At 68.2% G+C, this 21769-nt stretch carries 19 protein-coding genes, 1 tRNA gene and 1 pseudogene; 20 read left to right on the forward strand and 1 reads right to left on the reverse strand.

The features are described from left to right. The 20 genes and pseudogenes from NFT33_RS01170 to NFT33_RS01265 all read left to right on the forward strand — a co-directional run. Positions 1 to 273, forward strand: a 273-nt coding sequence (locus NFT33_RS01170; protein WP_473964562.1) for an EF-Tu C-terminal domain-related protein, incomplete at its 5' end; no start/stop codon positions are given. Between the two features lie 16 nt (positions 274 to 289). After that, positions 290 to 365 (forward strand) — tRNA-Trp (locus NFT33_RS01175). A gap of 126 nt (positions 366 to 491) precedes the next feature. Further along, positions 492 to 875: a preprotein translocase subunit SecE gene (gene secE, locus NFT33_RS01180; RefSeq protein ID WP_149502221.1), complete on the forward strand. Its 384-nt coding sequence runs from the start codon at positions 492 to 494 to the stop codon at positions 873 to 875. A gap of 40 nt (positions 876 to 915) precedes the next feature. Then, positions 916 to 1479 (forward strand): transcription termination/antitermination protein NusG, encoded by a 564-nt coding sequence (nusG, locus tag NFT33_RS01185; protein ID WP_149502224.1) that lies wholly within the window; start codon positions 916 to 918, stop codon positions 1477 to 1479. Positions 1480 to 1589: 110 nt separating this feature from the next. Then, the gene (rplK, locus tag NFT33_RS01190) at positions 1590 to 2024 is read left to right on the forward strand and encodes a 50S ribosomal protein L11 (RefSeq protein WP_037481634.1); all 435 of its coding nucleotides are present in this window, start codon (positions 1590 to 1592) and stop codon (positions 2022 to 2024) included. A 2-nt stretch (positions 2025 to 2026) separates the two neighbouring features. After that, positions 2027 to 2734 (forward strand): 50S ribosomal protein L1, encoded by a 708-nt coding sequence (gene rplA / locus NFT33_RS01195; RefSeq protein ID WP_149502225.1) that lies wholly within the window; start codon positions 2027 to 2029, stop codon positions 2732 to 2734. Positions 2735 to 3044: 310 nt separating this feature from the next. Continuing rightward, positions 3045 to 3566: a 50S ribosomal protein L10 gene (gene rplJ, locus NFT33_RS01200; RefSeq protein ID WP_149502227.1), complete on the forward strand. Its 522-nt coding sequence runs from the start codon at positions 3045 to 3047 to the stop codon at positions 3564 to 3566. 54 nt (positions 3567 to 3620) lie between these two features. Further along, positions 3621 to 4001 carry a 50S ribosomal protein L7/L12 gene (gene rplL, locus NFT33_RS01205; RefSeq protein ID WP_037481639.1) on the forward strand — a complete coding sequence of 127 codons (381 nt, stop codon included), beginning with the start codon at positions 3621 to 3623 and terminating at the stop codon, positions 3999 to 4001. A gap of 341 nt (positions 4002 to 4342) precedes the next feature. Beyond that, positions 4343 to 8470, forward strand: a complete 4128-nt coding sequence (gene rpoB / locus NFT33_RS01210; protein ID WP_251672636.1) for a DNA-directed RNA polymerase subunit beta — start codon at positions 4343 to 4345, stop codon at positions 8468 to 8470. Between the two features lie 12 nt (positions 8471 to 8482). Then, positions 8483 to 12703, forward strand: a complete 4221-nt coding sequence (gene rpoC, locus NFT33_RS01215; protein ID WP_251672638.1) for a DNA-directed RNA polymerase subunit beta' — start codon at positions 8483 to 8485, stop codon at positions 12701 to 12703. A gap of 125 nt (positions 12704 to 12828) precedes the next feature. Beyond that, positions 12829 to 13362: a Fur family transcriptional regulator gene (locus NFT33_RS01220; RefSeq protein ID WP_149502233.1), complete on the forward strand. Its 534-nt coding sequence runs from the start codon at positions 12829 to 12831 to the stop codon at positions 13360 to 13362. 79 nt (positions 13363 to 13441) lie between these two features. Further along, positions 13442 to 14137 carry a metal ABC transporter ATP-binding protein gene (locus tag NFT33_RS01225; protein WP_246607805.1) on the forward strand — a complete coding sequence of 232 codons (696 nt, stop codon included), beginning with the start codon at positions 13442 to 13444 and terminating at the stop codon, positions 14135 to 14137. Then, a complete protein-coding gene (locus NFT33_RS01230; protein WP_251672640.1) occupies positions 14134 to 15018 on the forward strand; it encodes a metal ABC transporter permease in 885 nt (294 codons plus the stop codon). Before NFT33_RS01225 ends, NFT33_RS01230 begins: the two co-directional genes overlap by 4 nt. A 5-nt stretch (positions 15019 to 15023) precedes the next feature. Then, entirely contained in the window at positions 15024 to 16016 is a 993-nt protein-coding gene (locus NFT33_RS01235; protein WP_251672641.1) for a metal ABC transporter solute-binding protein, Zn/Mn family, read from the forward strand. Positions 16017 to 16148: 132 nt separating this feature from the next. Then, entirely contained in the window at positions 16149 to 16940 is a 792-nt protein-coding gene (locus tag NFT33_RS01240) for a GGDEF domain-containing protein (RefSeq protein ID WP_251672642.1), read from the forward strand. A 43-nt stretch (positions 16941 to 16983) separates the two neighbouring features. After that, positions 16984 to 17565 carry a ZrgA family zinc uptake protein gene (locus tag NFT33_RS01245; RefSeq protein WP_251672643.1) on the forward strand — a complete coding sequence of 194 codons (582 nt, stop codon included), beginning with the start codon at positions 16984 to 16986 and terminating at the stop codon, positions 17563 to 17565. Continuing rightward, positions 17562 to 18255: pseudogene (locus tag NFT33_RS01250) on the forward strand (ABC transporter ATP-binding protein). The gene NFT33_RS01245 and the pseudogene NFT33_RS01250 overlap by 4 nt, the downstream one beginning before the upstream one ends. Beyond that, positions 18252 to 19526, forward strand: a complete 1275-nt coding sequence (locus NFT33_RS01255; RefSeq protein ID WP_251672644.1) for an ABC transporter permease — start codon at positions 18252 to 18254, stop codon at positions 19524 to 19526. Before NFT33_RS01250 ends, NFT33_RS01255 begins: the two are co-directional and overlap by 4 nt. Before the next feature lie 89 nt (positions 19527 to 19615). Beyond that, positions 19616 to 20206 (forward strand): DUF3299 domain-containing protein, encoded by a 591-nt coding sequence (locus NFT33_RS01260; protein WP_246607801.1) that lies wholly within the window; start codon positions 19616 to 19618, stop codon positions 20204 to 20206. 75 nt (positions 20207 to 20281) lie between these two features. Continuing rightward, positions 20282 to 20974, forward strand: coding sequence for a DUF1294 domain-containing protein (locus NFT33_RS01265; RefSeq protein ID WP_251672645.1), 693 nt, complete (start codon positions 20282 to 20284; stop codon positions 20972 to 20974). 6 nt (positions 20975 to 20980) lie between these two features. On the opposite strand, the gene NFT33_RS01270 is transcribed toward NFT33_RS01265, so the two are convergent. After that, on the reverse strand, positions 20981 to 21727 hold the full coding sequence (locus tag NFT33_RS01270; protein ID WP_251672646.1) for a Crp/Fnr family transcriptional regulator: 747 nt from the start codon (positions 21725 to 21727) through the stop codon (positions 20981 to 20983). Positions 21728 to 21769: the final 42 nt, after the last annotated feature.

A 21769-nucleotide genomic window follows, 5' to 3' on the forward strand; every position in this document is an offset into this window, starting at 1 on the left:
TTCACCGGTGAGGTCTACGTGCTGTCGAAGGACGAAGGCGGCCGCCACACCCCGTTCTTCAACAACTACCGCCCGCAGTTCTACTTCCGCACCACCGACGTCACCGGCGCCATCCAGCTGCCGGAAGGCAAGGAAATGGTCATGCCGGGTGACAACGTGTCGATCGAAGTCAAGCTGATCGCCCCGATCGCCATGGAAGAAGGTCTGCGCTTCGCCATCCGCGAAGGCGGCCGCACCGTCGGCGCCGGCGTGGTTGCCAAGATCATCGCCTAAGACTGAGTCAGGCTGCAGGGGTATAGCTCAATTGGCAGAGCGTCGGTCTCCAAAACCGAAGGTTGGGGGTTCGATTCCCTCTGCCCCTGCCACCGCCGTGCGCTGAACAGCAGCGGCAAACCAAGCCTGACTTCCAGCCCGCGGGACGTATAGACGCCCCGGCGGGCTTTCCTGCTCATGGGTCCCGATCGGTTTCGGTCGAGGGCAAAGTGAAACTGATGACCACTCCCCAAGTCGAAACCGTGATCACCCAGGCCGACAAGTCTCGGCTGATCGCTGCGGCGCTGCTGCTGCTGGGCGGTCTGGTGGCCTTCTATCTGCTGGCGGCCCAGGGTGCGCTGGCGCAGTGGGCCGCGCTGCTGGTCTTGCTGGGTGGGGCGGTGGCGGTGTTCTTCACGTCCGAGCAGGGCAAGGCACTGACCGCCTACGGGCGCGAGTCGGTGCGTGAATTCCAGAAAGTGGTCTGGCCGACCCGCAAGGAAGCGGGCCAGATGACCGGTTATGTCTTCGCCTTCGTCGTGGTGATGGCGCTTTTCCTGTGGTTCACCGACAAGACCCTGGAATGGGTGCTGTACGACCTGATCCTGGGCTGGAAGCGCTGAATTCCGGCACGACGCGGTAACGAGCAAGGTGACTGACAAGATGAGCGACATCACGACTTCTCCCGCTGCCACGCCGATGCGCTGGTATGTGGTCCACGCCTACTCCGGCATGGAAAAGGCAGTGGAGCGCAACCTGCGCGAACGCATCGAGCGTTCGGGCATGCAAGCCAAGTTCGGCCGCATCCTGGTTCCGACCGAGGAAGTGGTCGAGATGCGCAACGGCAAGAAGGCCGTGACCGAGCGCCGCTTCTTCCCCGGCTATGTGCTGGTCGAGATGGTCATGGACGACGAGTCCTGGCATCTGGTCAAGAACACCAGCAAGGTCACCGGCTTCGTCGGTGGCGCCAAGAACCGTCCGGTGCCCATCTCGGAAGACGAGGTCATGAAGATCGTCAGCCAGATGCAGGAAGGCATCGAGAAGCCGCGGCCCAAGGTCGAATGGGAAGTGGGCGAGGTGGTGCGCGTGAAGGACGGTCCGTTCACCGACTTCAACGGCGTCATCGAGGAAGTCAACTACGACAAGAACAAGCTGCGGGTGTCGGTCACGATCTTCGGTCGTGCGACGCCTGTGGAACTCGACTTCCATCAGGTCGAGAAGGTCTGAGGCCGAAAGGTCCGGACTCATCCGTTGCGGACAGGCGCATCAGCACCTTCCGCTTCATCCAGTGACGAGGAGCCTGCCGCGAGGCGGGCGCTAGAACTCGAGGAGCCATCATGGCAAAGAAGATCGTCGGCTTCATCAAGCTGCAAGTTCCGGCGGGCAAGGCCAATCCTTCGCCCCCGATCGGTCCCGCGCTCGGTCAGCGTGGTCTGAACATCATGGAGTTCTGCAAGGCGTTCAACGCGCAGACCCAGCAGGGCTTCGAGCCGGGCATGAAGCTGCCGGTGGTGATCACCGCCTTCGCCGACAAGTCCTTCACCTTCATCATCAAGAGCCCGCCGGCAACGGCGCTGCTGAAGAAGGCCGCGAAGATCGAGCGTGGCTCGTCGCGCCCGCACGTCGAGAAGGTCGGCAAGCTGACCCGTGCGCAGCTCGAAGAGATCGCGAAGATCAAGGTCAAGGATCTGACGGCCGCCAACCTGGACGCCGCAGTCAAGACCATCGCCGGCTCGGCCCGCTCGATGGGCATCAACGTGGAAGGGCTCTGATCATGGCAAAGCTGACGAAGCGCCAGAAGGCACTGCAAGGCAAGGTCGAGACGACCAAGCTGTACGTCATCGATGACGCGCTGGCCCTCCTGAAGGAGTGCGCCACCGCCAAGTTCGACGAGTCCATCGACGTGTCCGTCCAGCTGGGCGTGGATGCGAAGAAGTCGGACCAGGTCGTGCGTGGCGCGGTCGTGATGCCCAACGGCATCGGCAAGACCAAGCGCGTCGCCGTGTTCACGCAAGGCGCCAAGGCCGAGGAAGCCAAGGCTGCCGGCGCTGACGTGGTCGGCATGGACGACCTGGCCGCCGAGGTCAAGGCCGGCAACATCAACTTCGACGTGGTCATCGCCTCGCCGGACGCGATGCGCGTGGTCGGTCAGCTGGGCCAGATCCTGGGCCCGCGCGGCCTGATGCCGAACCCGAAGGTCGGCACCGTGACCCCGGACGTCGCCACCGCCGTCAAGAACGCCAAGGCTGGCCAGGTCCAGTTCCGCGTCGACAAGGCCGGCATCATCCACGGCACGATCGGCCGTCGCTCGTTCGACAACGAGAAGCTGCGCGGCAACCTGCAGGCGCTGCTGGAAGCCCTGAACAAGGCCAAGCCGGCCTCGAGCAAGGGCGTCTACCTGCGCAAGGTCGCGGTGTCGTCGACCATGGGCGTGGGTGTCCGCGTCGACGTCGGCAGCATCAACGCCGCCGCCGCGGCCTGATCGGCCGAAGAGGATTCCAGGGGCCCTTCGCGGCCTCCGGCGATGTCGCGAGTCTGGCGGCATCGCTGTCCTGAATTTGGTGGGCTGCACCGCAGCGATGCGGTGCAGGTCATCCAAGACCGCTGGCGCTTCGCCGCTTAATCGGCGCCCGGGATCCGTCCCGGTCGTCGGCCAGCGCAGATGGCGTACCCGCCGTGAAGTTCCGTCCGTCGTCGCCCTTGTGGTGGTGCCGGGCTCCTGAACGGCCAGGTCGCTGCAATGAGGTGCGATCCGAGGGCCTGCCCGAGGGTCGCGTTTGAAGGAGTAGACCTTGAGTCTCAATCGCAACGAGAAAGCAGCCGTTGTCGAGGAAGTGTCCGCGCAAGCCGGCAAGTCCCAGACCCTCGTGCTGGCCGAGTACCGTGGCCTGACCGTCGCCCAGACGGATGCACTGCGCAAGCAGGCGCGCGAGAAGGGTGTGTATCTTCATGTCCTGAAGAACACGCTGGCTCGCCGTGCTGTCGCAGGCACCCCGTTCGAGGCGGCCGAAGCCCAGTTCGTCGGTCCGCTGATCTACGGCTTCTCCGAAGACGCCGTCGCCGCCGCCAAGGTGGTCGCCGACTTCTCGAAGACCAACGACAAGCTGGTCATCAAGGGTGGCGCCTACGGTGGCAAGGCCCTTGACGCCAATGAAGTCAAGGCCCTGGCCAACGTCCCGAGCAAGGAAGTCCTGCTGGCCCAGCTGCTGGGTCTGCTGCAGACGCCGATCTCCGGTCTGGCTCGCGTCATCGCGGAAGTGGCCAAGCAGAAGGGCGGCGGCGCCGAAGCGCCGGCTGCCGAAGCTGCCGCCTGATTCCCGACGATCTTTTCTCTCGCATTCACTGCATTCAAGTATTAGGAGCCCATCATGGCATTCGACAAAGACGCTTTCCTGGCTGCCCTGGACACGATGACCGTCCTGGAACTGAACGACCTGGTCAAGGCCGTTGAAGAGAAGTTCGGCGTGTCCGCCGCTGCTGTCGCCGTCGCCGGCGGCGGCGCTGCCGGTGGCGCCGCCGCCCCGGCCGCTGAAGAGAAGACCGAGTTCAACGTCGTCCTGCTGGAAGCCGGCGCCAACAAGGTGTCCGTCATCAAGGCCGTGCGCGAACTGACCGGTCTGGGCCTGAAGGAAGCCAAGGACCTGGTCGATGGCGCCCCGAAGAACGTCAAGGAAGGCATTGCCAAGGCCGACGCCGAAGCCGCTGTCAAGAAGCTGGTCGAAGCCGGCGCCAAGGCCGAGCTGAAGTAATCCGGCGTGCGCTTCACGCGCATTCCGAATCGCCGAGAAGGCTGGTCCGGCAAGGGCCAGCCTTTTTGTGCTTGATTTTTCTCGACTCAGGGTCTTTTCGGACAGTCGACACCTGAAAGCGTCTTCCGCGTTACCCTGGAAGGCTTTTTCAAGTGTTCTCTGACCCGACTGCGGAGAACAGGTTTGGTCGGGCCGGGGTGCAACGCCCCGGTTGTCCGCCAGCGGCTGGTAGTGGCCAGCCACCAAGCTTCAGGCGCAAGGCCTGGTGCCAGTCGTCCCGATTTTCGGCCGAACGAGCCGACCGCCCTGGCCCGGCGGCGGCCTTCGACACGGAGTGATTGATGGCGCAAGCAACCCCCTACAGCTACACCGAGCGCAAGCGGATCCGCAAGAGCTTCGGCAAGCGCGCGAGCGTGCTGAACGTTCCCTATCTGCTGACGATGCAGAAGGACAGCTACGTCGCTTTCCTGCAGAAGGATGTCCCCCCGCAGAAGCGCAAGCCGGAAGGCCTGCAGGCGGCCTTCCTGTCCGCGTTCCCGATTGTTTCGCACAACGGGTTCGTGGAGATGAAGTTCCTCGAGTTCAACATCGCCAAGCCTCCGTTCGATGTGCGCGAGTGCCAGCAGCGGGGTCTGACCTTCGCCGCGGCGGTGCGTGCTCGTCTGCAGATGATCATCTATGACCGCGAGGCCTCGACCTCGCAGTCCAAGGTGGTCAAGGAGATCAAGGAGCAGGAGGTCTACATGGGCGAAGTGCCCCTGATGACCGACTACGGCTCCTTCATCGTCAACGGCACCGAGCGCGTGATCGTCTCGCAGCTGCACCGTTCTCCCGGCGTGTTCTTCGAGCACGACAAGGGCAAGACCCACTCGTCGGGCAAGCTGCTGTTCTCGGCGCGGATCATTCCGTACCGCGGCTCGTGGCTGGACTTCGAGTTCGATCCGAAGGACATCCTCTATTTCCGCGTCGACCGCCGTCGCAAGATGCCGGTGACCATCCTGCTCAAGGCAATCGGCCTGAACCCTGAGCAGATCCTGGCGAACTTCTTCAAGTTCGACAATTTCCGCCTGATGGATTCCGGCGCGCAGCTGGAATTCGTGGCCGAGCGCCTGAAGGGCGAGGTCGCGCGCTTCGACATCACCGACAAGAACGGCGTGGTGGTGGTCGAGAAGGACAAGCGCATCACCGCCAAGCACATCCGCCAGCTCGACGCGTCGCAGACGCAGTTCATCAGCGTGCCGGAAGACTTCCTGGTGGGCCGCATCGTCGCGCGCAACATGGTCGATCCGGACACCGGCGAGATCGTGGCCAAGGCCAATGACGAGATCACCGAGTCGCTGCTGAAGAAGCTGCGCTCGGCCGGCATCCGCGACCTGCAGTGCCTGTTCACCAACGAGCTGAGCCAGGGCCCGTACATCAGCCAGACGCTGGCCAACGACGAGACGGCCGACCAGTTCGCCGCGCGCGTGGCCATCTACCGCATGATGCGCCCCGGCGAGCCGCCGACGGAAGACGCCGTCGAGGCGCTGTTCCACCGCCTGTTCTACTCGGCCGACACCTACGACCTGTCGCGCGTCGGCCGCATGAAGTTCAATGCGCGCGTCGACCGCGGCACCTCGGACGGCCCGATGACCCTGACCAACGAGGACATCCTCGACGTGGTCAAGATCCTGGTGAACCTGCGCAACGGCAATGGCGAGGTCGATGACATCGACCACCTGGGCAACCGCCGCGTGCGCTGCGTGGGCGAACTGGCCGAGAACCAGTACCGCTCGGGCCTCGCCCGCATCGAGAAGGCGGTCAAGGAGCGTCTGGGCCAGGCCGAGACCGAAGCCCTGATGCCGCACGACCTGATCAACTCCAAGCCGATCTCCGCGGCGCTGAAGGAGTTCTTCGGTGCGTCGCAGCTGTCGCAGTTCATGGACCAGACCAACCCGCTGTCGGAGATCACGCACAAGCGTCGTGTCTCCGCGCTGGGTCCGGGCGGTCTGACCCGCGAGCGCGCCGGCTTCGAGGTGCGCGACGTTCACGTCACCCACTACGGCCGCGTCTGCCCGATCGAGACCCCGGAAGGTCCGAACATCGGCCTGATCAACTCGCTGGCCCTGTTCGCGCGCCTGAACGAGTACGGCTTCCTGGAGACGCCGTACCGCCGGGTGAAGGATGGTGTCGCCACCACCCAGATCGACTACCTGTCGGCGATCGAGGAAGGCAAGTACGTCATCGCCCAGGCCAACGCGAGCCTGGACGAGAACAACCGCCTGTCCGACGAGCTGGTCTCGGCGCGCGAGAAGGGCGAATCGATGTTCGTCTCGCCGGAGCGTGTCCAGTACATGGACGTGGCGCCGACGCAGATCGTCTCGGTCGCGGCCTCGCTGGTGCCCTTCCTGGAGCACGATGACGCGAACCGCGCGCTGATGGGCGCCAACATGCAGCGTCAGGCCGTGCCGACCCTGCGCCCCGAGAAGGCGCTGGTGGGCACCGGTGTCGAGCGCGTCGCCGCGGTCGACTCGGGCACCGTCGTGACCGCCCGCCGCGGTGGCGTGGTGGACTATGTCGACACCAACCGCATCGTCATCCGCGTCAACGACGCCGAGACGGTCGCGGGCGAGGTCGGCGTCGACATCTACAACCTGATCAAGTACCACCGTTCCAACCAGAACACCAACATCCACCAGCGCGCGATCGTCAATCGCGGCGACGTGGTGGGCTGCGGTGACGTGATCGCCGACGGCGCATCGACCGACCTGGGCGAACTCGCGCTGGGCCAGAACATGCTCGTCGCGTTCATGCCCTGGAACGGCTACAACTTCGAAGACTCGATCCTGATCTCGGAGCGCGTGGTCGCCGAGGACCGCTACACCTCGATCCACATCGAGGAGCTGGTGGTCATGGCCCGCGACACCAAGCTGGGCCCCGAGGACATCACCCGCGACATCCCGAACCTGTCCGAGCAGCAGCTCTCGCGCCTGGACGAGTCGGGCATCGTCTACATCGGCGCCGAGGTCAGCCCCGGCGACGTGCTGGTGGGCAAGGTCACGCCGAAGGGCGAGACCACGCTGACCCCGGAAGAGAAGCTGCTGCGCGCGATCTTCGGCGAGAAGGCGTCCGACGTGAAGGACACCTCGCTGCGCGTCGACCAGGGCACCTCCGGCACCGTCATCGACGTGCAGGTCTTCACCCGTGAAGGCATCCAGCGCGACAAGCGCGCCCAGCAGATCATCGACGATGAACTCAAGCGCTTCCGCCTGGACCTGAACGACCAGCTGCGCATCGTCGAGGCCGACGCCTTCGCGCGGATCGAGAAGCTGCTGACCGGCCGCGTCGCCAACGGCGGCCCGCGCAAGATCGTCAAGGGCACGGTCATCGACAAGGCCTACCTGACCGATGTCGAGAAGTACCACTGGTTCGACATCCGTCCGGCCGAGGACGAGGTCGCCAACCAGCTCGAGTCGATCAAGAACTCGCTGGAGCAGACGCGCCACAGCTTCGACCTGATGTTCGAAGAGAAGCGCAAGAAGCTCACGCAGGGCGACGAGCTGCCCGCGGGCGTGCTGAAGATGGTCAAGGTCTACCTGGCCGTCAAGCGCCGCCTGCAGCCTGGCGACAAGATGGCCGGCCGTCACGGCAACAAGGGTGTGGTGTCGAAGATCGTTCCGATCGAGGACATGCCCTACATGGCCGACGGCACGCCTGCCGACATCGTGCTCAACCCGCTGGGCGTGCCCTCGCGGATGAACGTCGGCCAGGTGCTGGAAGTGCATCTGGGCTGGGCCGGCAAGGGCCTGGGCCAGCGCATCGGCGACCTGCTGCAGCAGGAGGCCGCGGTGGCCGAGCTGCGTCAGTTCCTCGACCAGATCTACAACCAGAACGGCGGCCGTCCGGTCGAACTCGAGCAGCTGTCGGACGACGAGGTCGTGTCGATGGCGCGCAACCTCTCCAACGGCGTGCCGTTCGCGACCCCCGTCTTCGACGGCGCGAAGGAAGAGGAAATCCGCGGCATGCTCAAGCTGGCCTACCCGGATGATCTGGCGGCGAAGAAGGGCCTGACCCCGACCCGCACCCAGGCCTACCTGCATGACGGCCGCACCGGCGAGCGCTTCGAGCGCCCGACCACCGTGGGCTACATGCACGTCCTGAAGCTGCACCACCTGGTCGACGACAAGATGCACGCCCGCTCGACCGGCCCGTACTCGCTCGTCACCCAGCAGCCGCTGGGCGGCAAGGCGCAGTTCGGCGGCCAGCGCTTCGGTGAAATGGAAGTGTGGGCGCTCGAGGCCTATGGCGCAGCCTATGTGCTGCAGGAAATGCTGACCGTGAAGTCCGATGACGTGAACGGCCGCACCAAGGTCTACGAGAACATCGTCAAGGGCGAGCACTCGATCGACGCCGGCATGCCGGAATCGTTCAACGTGCTGGTCAAGGAAATCCGTTCGCTCGGCATCGACATCGAGCTCGAGCGCAACTAAAGGAGTACATGCATGAAGGGACTGCTCGACCTTTTCAAGCAATTCACGCCCGACGAACACTTCGACGCGATCCGCATCGGGCTGGCCAGCCCGGAGAAGATCCGCTCGTGGTCGTTCGGCGAGGTGAAGAAGCCCGAGACGATCAACTACCGCACCTTCAAGCCGGAGCGTGACGGCCTGTTCTGCGCCAAGATCTTCGGCCCGATCAAGGACTACGAGTGCCTGTGCGGCAAGTACAAGCGCCTGAAGCACCGCGGCGTGATCTGCGAGAAGTGCGGCGTCGAAGTCACCCAGACCAAGGTCCGCCGTGACCGCATGGGTCATATCGACCTGGCCGCACCCTGCGCGCACATCTGGTTCCTGAAGTCGCTTCCCAGCCGTCTGGGCCTGGTGCTCGACATGACGCTGCGCGACATCGAGCGCGTGCTGTACTTCGAAGCCTACGTGGTCGTCGACCCCGGCATGACCCCGCTGAAGAAGTTCAGCATCATGAGCGAGGACGACTACGACGCGAAGCGCCGCGAGTACGGCGACGAGTTCGTCGCGCTGATGGGTGCCGAGGGCATCAAGCAGCTGCTCGAGGAGATGGACCTCGACGTCGAGATCGAGCGCCTGCGCGGCGACATGACCGGCTCCGAGCTGAAGGTCAAGAAGAACTCCAAGCGCCTGAAGGTGATGGAGGCCTTCAAGAAGTCGGGCATCAAGCCGCACTGGATGATCATGGAGGTCCTGCCGGTGCTGCCGCCGGACCTGCGTCCTCTGGTGCCGCTGGACGGCGGCCGCTTCGCGACCTCCGACCTGAACGACCTGTATCGCCGCGTCATCAACCGGAACAACCGCCTGGCTCGTCTGCTCGAGCTGAAGGCGCCGGAGATCATCGTCCGCAACGAGAAGCGGATGCTGCAGGAGGCGGTCGACAGCCTGCTCGACAACGGCCGCCGCGGCAAGGCGATGACCGGCGCGAACAAGCGCGCGCTGAAGTCGCTGGCCGACATGATCAAGGGCAAGTCGGGCCGCTTCCGCCAGAACCTGCTGGGCAAGCGCGTCGACTACTCGGGCCGTTCGGTCATCACCGTGGGCCCGACGCTCAAGCTGCACCAGTGCGGTCTGCCCAAGCTGATGGCGCTGGAGCTGTTCAAGCCCTTCATCTTCAGCCGTCTGGAAGCGATGGGCATCGCCTCCACGATCAAGCAGGCGAAGAAGGAAGTCGAGTCCGGCACGCCGGTGGTCTGGGACATCCTTGAGGAAGTCATCAAGGAACATCCGATCATGCTGAACCGGGCGCCGACGCTGCACCGCCTGGGCATCCAGGCCTTCGAGCCGGTGCTGATCGAAGGCAAGGCGATCCAGCTGCATCCGCTCGTCTGCTCGGCCTTCAACGCCGACTTCGACGGTGACCAGATGGCTGTGCACGTGCCGCTGTCGATCGAGGCGCAGATGGAAGCGCGCGCCCTGATGCTGGCGTCGAACAACGTGCTGTTCCCGGCCTCGGGCGAGCCGTCGATCGTGCCGTCGCAGGACGTGGTGCTGGGTCTGTACTACGCGACCCGCGAGCGCATCAACGGCAAGGGCGAAGGCATGGTCTTCTCCGATGTCGGCGAAGTGCTGCGCGCGCTGGACAACGGCGTGGTCGAGCTGACCGCCAAGATCAACGTCCGCCTGACCGAGTACAGCAAGGACAAGACCACTGGCGAATGGGTGCCCGAGACCAAGCTGGTCTCGACCACCGTCGGTCGCGCCCTGCTGTCGGAGATCCTTCCGCGCGGCCTGCCGTTCAGCAACCTGAACAAGGCCCTGAAGAAGAAGGAGATCTCGCGCCTGATCAACACCTCGTTCCGCAAGTGCGGTCTGAAGGACACGGTGGTCTTCGCGGACAAGCTGCTGCAGAGCGGCTTCCGTCTGGCCACCCGCGCCGGCATCTCGATCGCCATCGACGACATGCTGGTGCCGAAGCAGAAGTACGAGCTGATCGAGAAGGCCGAGAACGAGGTCAAGGAGATCGAGCAGCAGTACGTCTCCGGTCTGGTGACCTCCGGCGAGCGCTACAACAAGGTCGTCGACATCTGGGGCAAGACGGGTGACGAGGTCGGCAAGGTCATGATGAGTCAGCTGTCCAAGCAGAAGACCATCGACCGCCACGGCAAGGAAGTGGACCAGGAGTCGTTCAACTCCATCTACATGATGGCCGACTCGGGCGCGCGGGGTTCCGCCGCCCAGATCCGCCAGCTCGCCGGCATGCGCGGCCTGATGGCCAAGCCGGACGGCTCGATCATCGAGACGCCGATCACCGCGAACTTCCGCGAAGGCCTGAACGTTCTGCAGTACTTCATCTCGACCCACGGTGCTCGTAAGGGCCTGGCGGATACGGCGCTGAAGACCGCGAACTCGGGCTACCTGACCCGCCGTCTGGTCGACGTGACCCAGGATCTGGTGGTCATCGAGGACGACTGCGGCACCGAGAACGGCCTGGCGATGCGTGCGCTGGTCGAAGGCGGTGAGGTGATCGAGAGCTTGCGCGACCGCATCCTCGGCCGCGTGACCGCCGTCGACGTGCTGCACCCCGAGACCCAGGAAGTCCTGGTCACCAAGGGCACCATGCTCGACGAGGACGCGATGGACGTGCTCGAGGCCGCTGGCGCCGACGAAGTCAAGGTCCGCACCTCGCTGACCTGCGACACCCGTTTTGGCATCTGCGCCAAGTGCTACGGCCGTGACCTCGGCCGCGGCGGCCTGGTCAACCAGGGCGAGGCCATCGGCGTCATCGCAGCGCAGTCGATCGGCGAGCCGGGCACCCAGCTGACGATGCGGACCTTCCACATCGGTGGCGCGGCGTCGCGTGCGGCGGTCGCCTCCAGCGTCGAGGCCAAGTCCGAGGGCATCATCGGCTTCAACAGCACGATGCGCTATGTGACCAACGCCAAGGGCGAGCTGGTGGTGATCTCGCGTTCGGGCGAGATCATCATTTCCGACCCGCACGGCCGCGAGCGCGAGCGCCACAAGGTGCCGTACGGCGCCACGCTGAACATCAAGGCCGATCAGACGATCAAGGCCGGCACCATCCTGGGCAACTGGGATCCGCTGACCCGTCCGATCATCACCGAGTTCGCCGGCAAGATGCGCTTCGAGAACGTCGAGGAAGGCGTGACCGTGGCCAAGCAGGTGGACGAGGTGACCGGTCTGTCGACGCTGGTGGTCATCGACCCGAAGCGCCGCGGCTCGGCCAAGGTGGTGCGCCCGCAGGTCAAGCTGCTGGACTTCGCCGGCCAGGAAGTGAAGATCCCCGGCACCGACCACTCGGTGACGATCGGCTTCCCCATCGGCGCGCTGATCCAGGTCCGCGACGGCCAGGACGTGATGCCCGGCGAAGTGCTGGCGCGCATCCCGGTCGAAGGCCAGAAGACCCGCGACATCACCGGCGGTCTGCCGCGGGTGGCCGAGCTGTTCGAGGCGCGCTCGCCCAAGGACAAGGGCATCCTGGCCGAGATCACCGGCACGGTGTCCTTCGGCAAGGAGACCAAGGGCAAGGTGCGCCTGCAGATCACCGATCCGGAAGGCCGCGTCTACGAGGAACTCGTGCCGAAGGAAAAGAACATCCTGGTGCACGAAGGCCAGGTGGTCAACAAGGGCGAGTCGATCGTCGACGGTCCGGCCGATCCGCAGGACATCCTGCGTCTGCTGGGCGTCGAGGAACTGGCGCGCTACATCGTCGACGAAGTGCAGGACGTCTACCGTCTGCAGGGCGTGAAGATCAACGACAAGCACATCGAGGTGATCGTTCGCCAGATGCTGCGTCGCGTGCAGATCACGAACTCGGGCGACACGCACTACATCGTCGGCGAGCAGGTCGAGCGCTCGGAGCTGTTCGGCACCAATGACGAGATGCGCAGGCAGGGCAAGCTGCCGGCGACCTACTCGGACGTGCTGCTGGGCATCACGAAGGCGTCGCTCTCCACCGACTCGTTCATCTCGGCGGCGTCCTTCCAGGAAACCACCCGGGTGCTGACCGAGGCGGCGATCATGGGCAAGCGCGACGAGCTGCGCGGCCTGAAGGAGAACGTCATCGTCGGCCGCCTGATCCCGGCTGGTACCGGTCTCGCCTACCACCAGGCCCGCAAGGCCAAGGACGAGATGGACGAGAACGAGCGCCGTGCGATCGCGCTGCAGGAGGCGCAGGAAGCGCTGGCTGCGGTCGATGCCGAAGCCGCCGGTGGCGAGGTGCCGCCGCAGGTCTGAGACTGAACCGGGCCTTCGGGCCCGCAGATCTCTCCGCTGCGAAGAACCCCGAAGCCTGATCCTGGCTCCGGGGTTTTTTTGTGCCTGGCTGTTGTTGCAAATGCTTTTGCATTAGCATCCGACTCATGCCTGCCCTGTCCTCTGCCGGCCGCGAACGCCAGACCCGCCAGCGCGATGCGCTGATGCAGGCGCTGCGCGACAGCGCCCGCGCGCTCTCGCCGGCCGAGCTGTGCGCGCTGGGCCAGCGCAGCGTGCCGACGCTGAACCTCTCGACCGTCTACCGCCAGCTCGCCGCGCTGCTCGAGGCCGGCGAGGTGCTGAAGGTCGATCTGCCGGGCCAGTCCGCTCGCTACGAGGCGGTCTGCGTCCGCAGCCGCCATGCCGGCGAGCATGGCCACGACGCTCGCGATCACCACCACCATCATTTCCACTGCACCGCCTGCCGCCGCGTCTTTCCGATTCATGCCTGCCCGGGCACGATGGACGATCTGGCCCCGCCCGGTTTCCGGGTCGCACGCCATGACCTGACGCTGCACGGCCTGTGCGTCGACTGCGCCCCCGGCGCCGATTCCCACGATTGCCACGATGCTGTCCACGCTGATGAACCTCGCCCTGCCGCTGACCCGGCTGCACATGCCCGCGGGAGCCGGCGATGCTGATGGCCTCGGCGCTGAGCCGCTGCGCGGGGGCGGCCGTGCTGGTGCTGCTGCTGTGGCTGGCGGTGGACTGGGCGCTGATGTGAGCGCTCCGGTGCCGGCGGGCGGCGTGCTGCTGAGGCTGGATCGGCTGACGCTCGCGCGAGGCGGCCGCGAGGTGGTCTCGGCGCTGTCGGGCAACTTCGAGCGCGGCACGCTGACCGCGGTGACCGGCCCGAACGGGGCCGGCAAGAGCACGCTGGTCGAGGCGCTGGCCGGGCGGCTGGCGCCGGTGGCCGGGCGCCTGGAGCGTGCGGCCGGACTGCGGGTGGCGCACCTGCCGCAGCAGTCGGTGCTGGACCGGCAGTTTCCGATCCGCGTCGGCGATGTGGTCGCGCTGGGCGCCTGGTCGCGCATCGGCCTGTGGAAGGCACTGGGCGGCGGACTGCGCCGCGAGGTCGACGAGGCGCTGGCCACCGTCGGGCTGCTCGGCTGCGCGCAGCGGCCGATCTCCGATCTGTCGGTCGGCCAGTTCCAGCGGGTGCTGTTCGCGCGGCTGCTGCTGCAGGATGCCGACCTGATCCTGCTCGACGAGCCGTTCAACGCGGTCGACGAGGCCACCACCGCCGACCTGCTGGCGCTGATGCGCGACTGGCGCGACCAGGGCCGGGCGGTGGTCGCGGTGCTGCATGACCAGGCCCAGGTGCAGGCCCATTTCGACCGGATGCTGCAGCTCGACGGCCGGCGCCGCTGGGCCTGGGGTGCCACGGCCGAGCTGCTGGGCGCCTGCGCTGCATGAGCGAGGGTGCCGGCGTGCTGCAGGCGCTGCAGGACCTGCTGTTTTCTCCCTTCACCGAGTTCGGTTTCATGCGCCGCGCGCTGGTGGCGGTGGTGGCGCTGTCGATGGGCGCCGCGCCGCTGGGCTGCCTGCTGGTGCTGCGCCGCATGAGCCTGCTGGGCGACGCGATGGCCCATGCGCTGCTGCCCGGCGCAGCGGTCGGCTACATGATCGCCGGCCTGTCGGTCACCGCGATGGGGCTGGGCGGCTTCGTGGCCGCGCTGGCGGTGGCGCTGCTGGCCGGCGCGGTCACCCGCCATACCCACCAGCGCGAGGACGCCAGCTTCGCCGCCTTCTACCTGATTGCGCTGGCGCTGGGCGTGCTGCTGATCTCGATGCGCGGCAGCAGCGTCGACCTGATCCATGTGCTGTTCGGCAGCGTGCTGGCGGTCGATGACGCGGCGCTGCTGCTGGTGGCCTCGATCGCCAGCGTGACGCTGATGCTGCTGGCGCTGCTGTACCGGCCGCTGGTGGTCGAGAGCTTCGATGCCGGCTTTCTGGCCTCGGTGGGCGGCCCTGGCGCCCTCAGCCACGGCGTGCTGCTGGTGCTGACGGTGGCCAATCTGGTCGGCGGCTTCCAGGCCATGGGCACGCTGATGGCGGTCGGCCTGATGATGGTGCCAGCCATCGCCGCACGTTTCTGGGTGCGCGACCTGGCGCCGCTGGCCTTGCTGGCGGCGCTGATCGCGATGTTCTCGGGCTGGATCGGACTGCTGCTGTCCTTTCACGCCGACCTCCCTTCGGGGCCGGCCATCGTGCTGGTCGCCGGGGTGATCTATGTGCTGTCGCTGCTCTTCGGCCGTCATGACGGCCTGCTGCGGCGGGGCGCTTCCTGCTGCTGATGTCCATGCCTGATTCTTCTGACCTGACTCGCCGCGCCTCGCTGGGGGCGATGGCGGCGCTGCTCGGCACTGCGCTTCGGCCGGCCGCCGCCGCCGACCGGCCGCTGCGGGTGGTGGCGAGCTTCTCCATCCTGGCCGATCTGGCCGCGCAGGTCGCCGGTCCGGTGGCCGAGGTCTCGGCGCTGGTCGGGCCGGATGCCGACGCGCATGTCTTCCAGCCCTCGCCGGCGGATGTGCGCCGTCTGGCCCAGGCCGATCTGGTCATCGTCAACGGCCTGGGCTTCGAGGGCTGGATGACCCGGCTGATCGGCTCGGCCGGCTACCGCGGGCCGGTGCTGACCTGCAGCGACGGCCTCAAGCCCCGCGCCGCGCCGGTCGAGGCCGGACATGACCATGCTGGTCACGCACATGGCCACAGCCATGGACAGGGTTCTGCCCAGAGCGGCGGCGGTGCGCCCGATCCGCATGCCTGGCAAGACATCGCCAACGCCCGCCACTATGTGGCGCGCATCCGCGATGCGCTGGTGACGGCGCGGCCGGCCCAGGCCGAGCTGCTGCGCCGCCGCGCCGCGGCCTACGATGCCGAACTGGCGGCGCTGGACCGGCGCATTCGCGCCGACTTCGCCACGCTGGCGCCGCAGCAGCGCCGGGTGGTCAGCTCGCATGACGCCTTCGGCTATTTCGCTGCCGCCTACGGCCTCGAGTTCCTGGCCGCGCAGAGCTGGAACACCGACAGCGAGCCCTCGGCCGCCGACATCGCCCGGTTGATCCGCCAGATCCGGCGCCAGCAGATCCGCGCGGTCTTCGTCGAGAACGTCTCCGATGCCCGGATGGTGCAGCGCATCGCGCGCGAGACCGGCGCGGTGGTGGGCGGCACGCTGCATTCGGATGCGCTGTCGGCGCCCGGTGGCGTGGCCGACAGCTATCTGAAGATGATGTCGCACAACGCCGCGACGCTGCTGGCAGGCCTGCGCGGGCCGGCGGCGGCGTCGCGCTGAGCCCGCCGGGGCCGGGCACCGAGCAGGATCAGGCAGACATGCGGCCGGCGAACCCCGACATGGTTCAGGCGTCCGAGCCGGGCGACGATATCGGCGGCATCGCGTGCCGTGCGCGCTTCCGGGCGTCCTGCCATGTCTGCCGAATCCCCCCTGATCCGTCGCCTGCGCCATCACCTGCTGGCGCACAACCGTCGCCGCGCCTGCCTGAGGCTGGTGCTGGCCGGGCTGTTGTTCTGCCTGCCGCCGGCCGCCGTGCTGGCGCTGGCGGCCGAGCCGCTGCTCGGCTGGCCTGTGCCGCCGCTGCAGGTGCTGGCCGCGCTGCTGCTGGTGCCGGCGCTGCTGCTGCCGCCGCTGGCCCTGCTGCTGTTCGACCTGCTGGCGCTGCTGGATCACCAGCGGGTGCGCCTGCTCGATCTCAGTCCGCAGGACGATCTGACCCGGGTGCTGAACCGGCGCCACTTCTTCGACCGCGCCGAGCGCGAAGTCGGGCTGGCGCTGCGCCATGGCACGCCGCTGGCGCTGCTGCTGGTCGACATCGACCGGCTGGCGCAGATCAACGCGACCCACGGCCAGGCGGCCGGCGACCGGGTGCTGCAGGTGGTGGCAGAGCAGTGTCACCGGCCGCTGCGCCAGCACGATCTCTGCGGCCGCCACGGCGGCGAGGAGTTCGCGCTGATGCTGCCGGGCACCGGCTTGGACGGCGCGCTGACGGTGGCCGAGCGGCTGCGCCGCGCGCTGCCGGAGCAGCGCATCGTGCTGCCCGACGGTGCGGTGGTGTCGGCGCGGGTCAGCATCGGCGTGGCGGTGCTGGCGCCGGACTGCGCCTCGTTGCCGCAGCTGCTGTCGCGTGCCGACGAGGCGCTGCACCGCGCCAAGCGCGAGGGCCGCGACCGGGTGGCCTGTGCCGCACCGCTGCCGTCCTGAGTCCTCATCCCGTCTTCATCTCCATCACGGAAGCTCCTGCCCCATGAACCTGCGCTCCTTTGTCCTGTCCGCCCTGATGTCTGGCCTGGGCCTGGCCACGCTGCTGCCGGCGGCGGCCGTCGCTGCCGGCGCACATGCGCATTCCCATGCCCATGCGCCGGCCGGGCATGGCGCGCATGAGCATGGGCGCATCGCACTGGAGATCGCGCTGGAGGGCCAGGAACTGACGATCGGCCTGGAGGCGCCGCTCGACAGCCTGCTCGGCTTCGAGCGCGCGCCGCGCACCGAGGCCGAGAAGAAGGCCGCGCAGGCGCTGCTCGAGCATCTGCGCGCCGGCCAGGGCCTGTTCGCGCCCGATGCGGCGGCGCAGTGCCAGCCGGTGTCGGCCACCGTCGATGCGCCGGTGCTGCAGGCCGGCGGCGCGGCCAAGGGCGAGCATGCCGATCTGGACGCGACCTTCGTGCTGCGCTGCGCCCAGCCGCAGGCGCTGACCTCGATCGACCTGGGCGGCCTGCTGGACCGCCATCGCCGCATCGCCCGGGTCGAGGCGGAGATCGTCACGCCGGCGGGGCAGTTCAAGTCGGTGCTCAAGCGTCCGGCGCGGGTGCTGCGCTGGGGCCGATGAGCCCGCTGCTGTCGCTGCGCGACCTGCGCCACCGCTGGCCCGGCGCGGCGGTCGACACGCTCGATGTGCCGGCCTTCGATCTGGCTGCCGGCGAGGCGGTCTTCCTGCGCGGCCCCAGCGGCTGCGGCAAGAGCACGCTGCTGTCGCTGATGGCCGGTGTGCTGGTGGCCGACGCCGGCACCGTCGCGCTGCTCGGCCAGGACTGGCGCACGCAGTCCGCGGCGCGGCGAGACCGGCTGCGCGCCGACCATGTCGGCTACATCTTCCAGCAGTTCAACCTGCTGCCCTATCTCTCGGTGATCGACAACGTGCGGCTGCCGCTGCGCTTCTCGGCGCGGCGGCGCGCGCGCTGCGCCGGCGCCGACGAGCCCGAGCAGTGGCTGGCGCGGCTCGGGCTGGACGCCTCGCTGTGGAAGCGCGGCCGCGCAGATCTCGGTCGGCCAGCAGCAGCGTGTGGCCTGCGCGCGCGCGCTGGCCGGGCGGCCCGAGCTGGTGATCGCCGACGAGCCGACCTCGGCGCTGGACGAGGACACCCGCGACCGCTTCGTCGACGCGCTGCTGTCGAGCTGCCGCGAGGCCGGCAGCGCGCTGGTGCTGGTCAGCCATGACGCGCGGCTGGCCGGGCATTTCGCGCGCCAGATCGACCTGCCGGCGCTGAACCGCGCCGCCCGCCCCGGAGCCGAGCGATGAGCGCGCTGCTCGGACTGGCCGCGCGCAGCGCCTGGAGCCGGCGCTTCGTGCTGGCGCTGATCGTGCTGTCGATCGCGCTGTCGACCTTCCTGCTGATGGGCATCGAGCGCCTGAGGCAGGACGTGCGGCAGAACTTCGCCCAGGCGGTCTCCGGCACCGACCTGATCGTCGGCCCGCGCACCGGCGCGGTCCAGCTGATGCTCTACGCGGTCTTCCGGGTCGGCAGCGCGACCAACAACATCGGCTGGGACAGCGTGCAGGCGCTGGCCGCGCAGCGCCAGGTGGCCTGGACGGTGCCGATCGCGCTGGGCGACAGCCACCGGGGCTTTGCAGTCGTCGGCACGACGCCGGCCTATTTCACGCACTTCCGCTATGGCGAGCGCCAGTCGCTGGTGCTGGCGGCCGGGCGGGCCTTCGGCGACGGCGCGGGCCATGTCTTCGAGGCGGTGATCGGCGCCGAGGTCGCCGAGCGGCTGGGCTATCGCCTGGGCCAGCGCCTGGTGCTGAGCCACGGCGACGGCGCCTTCGCCGCCAACGACCATGCCGACAAGCCCTTCACCGTGGTCGGCATCCTGGCGCGCACCGGTACGCCGGTGGACCGCTCGGTGCACATCCCGCTCTCCGGCATCGAGGCCATCCACATCGACTGGATCGCCGGCGCGCCGATGCCCGGCGCGAAGATGTCGGCCGAGGCCGCCGCCGCGCAGGACCTGACGCCGCGCACGGTGACCGCGGTGCTGGTCGGGCTGAAGAGCCGCGCGGCGGTGTTCTCGGTGCAGCGCTGGGTGCGCGGCTACGGCGACGAGCCGCTGATGGCGGTGCTGCCCGGCGTGGCGCTCGACGAGCTGTGGGAGGTGCTGGGCGCGGGCGAGCGTGCGCTGCAGGCGGTCAGCGTGCTGGTGGCGGTGGTCAGCCTGGCCGGGCTGGTCGCGGTGATCCTGGCCGGTCTGGACGCGCGCCGGCGCGAGCTGGCGATTCTGCGCTCGGTCGGCGCCGGCCCGCGCCAGGTGCTGGCGCTGCTGGCGGTGGAGGGCGCGCTGGTCACGCTGTGCGGCGTGCTGCTGGGCGCGCTGGCCTCGGCCGGCGCGATCGCGCTGCTGGGCGACCTCGTCCAGGCCCACTGGGGGCTGGTGCTGCACGCGCGCTGGCCGGGGCCCGACGAGATGCGCCTGATGGGCGCGCTGCTGCTGGGCGGCTGGCTGGCCAGCCTGGTGCCGGGCTGGCGGGCCTACCGGCTGTCGCTGGCCGACGGGCTGTCGCCGCGCGCCTAGAGCGGGCGAGGCCCGTCCCCGCCGACACTCCAGGAATCGACAGGAGAACTGCTGTGATGCGATCGACAAGAACGACAACGAGAACGACGATGAAGGCCGCGCGGCTGGCGCTGGCGCTGGTCGCGGGCGCCGTGCTGCTGGGCACGCTGCCGGCCCGCGCCACCGAGCCGAAGCCGGCCGCCGCAGCCAAGTCCGCCAAGGCGGCTCCGGTGCGCCAGCTCAAGTGGGAGGAGATGGTCCCGGCGGGCTGGGATCCGGCCGCCAGGCTGCGCAACCGTGGCGACCTGTCGCGCATCCAGGATGGCGATCCCAAGGCCGACGCGCTGCTGCGCGAGGTGCGCGAGATCTGGGACGCCGCACCCACCCGTCCCGAACTCAACGGCCAGAAGGTGCGCCTGCCCGGCTATCTGGTGCCTCTGGAAGGCCAGGCCGGCGAGTGGAAGGAGTTCCTGCTGGTGCCGTATTTCGGCGCCTGCATCCATTCGCCGCCGCCGCCGGCCAACCAGATCGTGCATGTCAAGGCCGCCATTCCCGCCAAGGGCCTGCGCAGCATGGACACGGTCTGGATCACCGGCACCCTGCGCACCGAGCGCCGCGACACCGACATGGGCGTCAGCGGCTACACCGTCGATGGTGCGGTGGTCGAGAAGTATGTCGAGCCGCCGGTGACGCCGCGCTGAGCCGGGGCAGGGCGAGGCCCGCCTCTTCGCTATCCTCCCGGATCTGGAAAATTGATCGCAATCAGGAGGAAGAGCATGCGACGACAGGGCGTCATCCAGCGCTGGGACGATGGCAAGGGCTTCGGCTTCATCCGGCCGCATGACGGCGGGCCGGACCTCTTCGTGCATGCCAGCGCCTGCCAGCTGCGCCAGGTGCAGCGTCCGGCGCCGGGTGTGGAGGTCAGCTTCGAGACCGAACGCGGCCGTGACGGCCGCGCGCAGGCCGCAGGCGTGCTGCCGCTGCACGGCTGGCCGACGGTGGACGCGCTGCCGGCCGGCGCCGTCGAGCAGCGCCGCCGCAACGCCGACGAGGCCAGAGCGGCCCGGCCGCAACGCACCGCGGCCTCCCGGTCCGAGCGGGCGCAGCGCGGCGGTCCGTCACTGCGGGTGGCCGGCCTGTCGATCGCGGCACTGCTGCTGGTGCTGATCGTCGCCACCGCCACGCACCGCCTGCCCGGCTGGATCTGGGCCTGGCATGCCGCGGCCAGCCTGCTGTGCTTCGCGCTCTACGCCGCCGACAAGTCCGCCGCGCAGGCCGGGCGCTGGCGAACCCCGGAATCGACCCTGCTGACCTTCGGCCTGATCGGCGGCTGGCCCGGCGCGATCGCCGCGCATCACCTGCTGCGCCACAAGTCGGTCAAGCCGTCCTTCCGCGCCGCCTTTCACCTGACGGTGGTGGTGCAGCTGGTCGCGCTGTCGTGGCTGGCGTGGAAGGGGCTGCGGATCTGATCCGGCTCAACGCTCCCCGTCTTCCCTCAGCGCCGCCATCAGCGCGTCCATGTCCAGCCGGGCCTGGCGGCCGTCGACGGACTTCAGCACGCCTTCGCGGCGCAGCGCCGAGACCAGCCGGCTGGCGGTCTCGAAGGTCATGTCGAGCATCGCGCCCATTTCCTGGCGGGTGGGCAGCCACAGCCGGCCGTCGTCCTCGCCGTATTCGCTGAGCTTGAGCAGCAGCCGCAGCATGCGGTGGCGCGCCGGGCCGCGGGCCAGCTCGGTCAGCCATTCGTCGGCATCGTCGAGCGCGCGCTGCCAGCGCTTCATCAGGTCGCGCGTCAGGCCGGGGTGCGCCACCGACAGCTCGTCGATCAGCACCCGCGGGATGCGGCAGACCTCGACCTCGGTGCAGGCCACCGCGTCGGCCGCGTAGGTCTGGTGCAGGATGGATTCCAGCCCGATCAGGTCGGTGCGTCCGGCCAGGCGCAGGATGCGCCGCTCGCCCGATTCGCTGCTGCGCTCCATGCGCAGCACGCCGCGGCGCACGGTGAAGACCGCGCTGCCGCTGTCCTGCGCCGAATACAGTGTCTGCCCCGGCTCCAGGCGGATGTCGGCGATGCGGTAGTGGATCTGCGCCAGCGCCGCCTCGTCGAGCGCGCCGAACAGCGCGAACTGGCGCACGCTGCAGGAGGCGCAGACTTCCGCCTGCGGGCGGTACGTGCCGGAGGCCTGCGTGCTCGTCACGGCAATCGGAAGGGGCTGTCCCATGGTGGCTGTGTTCTTTCCGGGGTCAGGTTGTACCGCTCGGAG

It is taken from the genome of Sphaerotilus sp. FB-3, assembly GCF_023706025.1.
Lineage (GTDB): Bacteria > Pseudomonadota > Gammaproteobacteria > Burkholderiales > Burkholderiaceae_C > Sphaerotilus > Sphaerotilus sulfidivorans.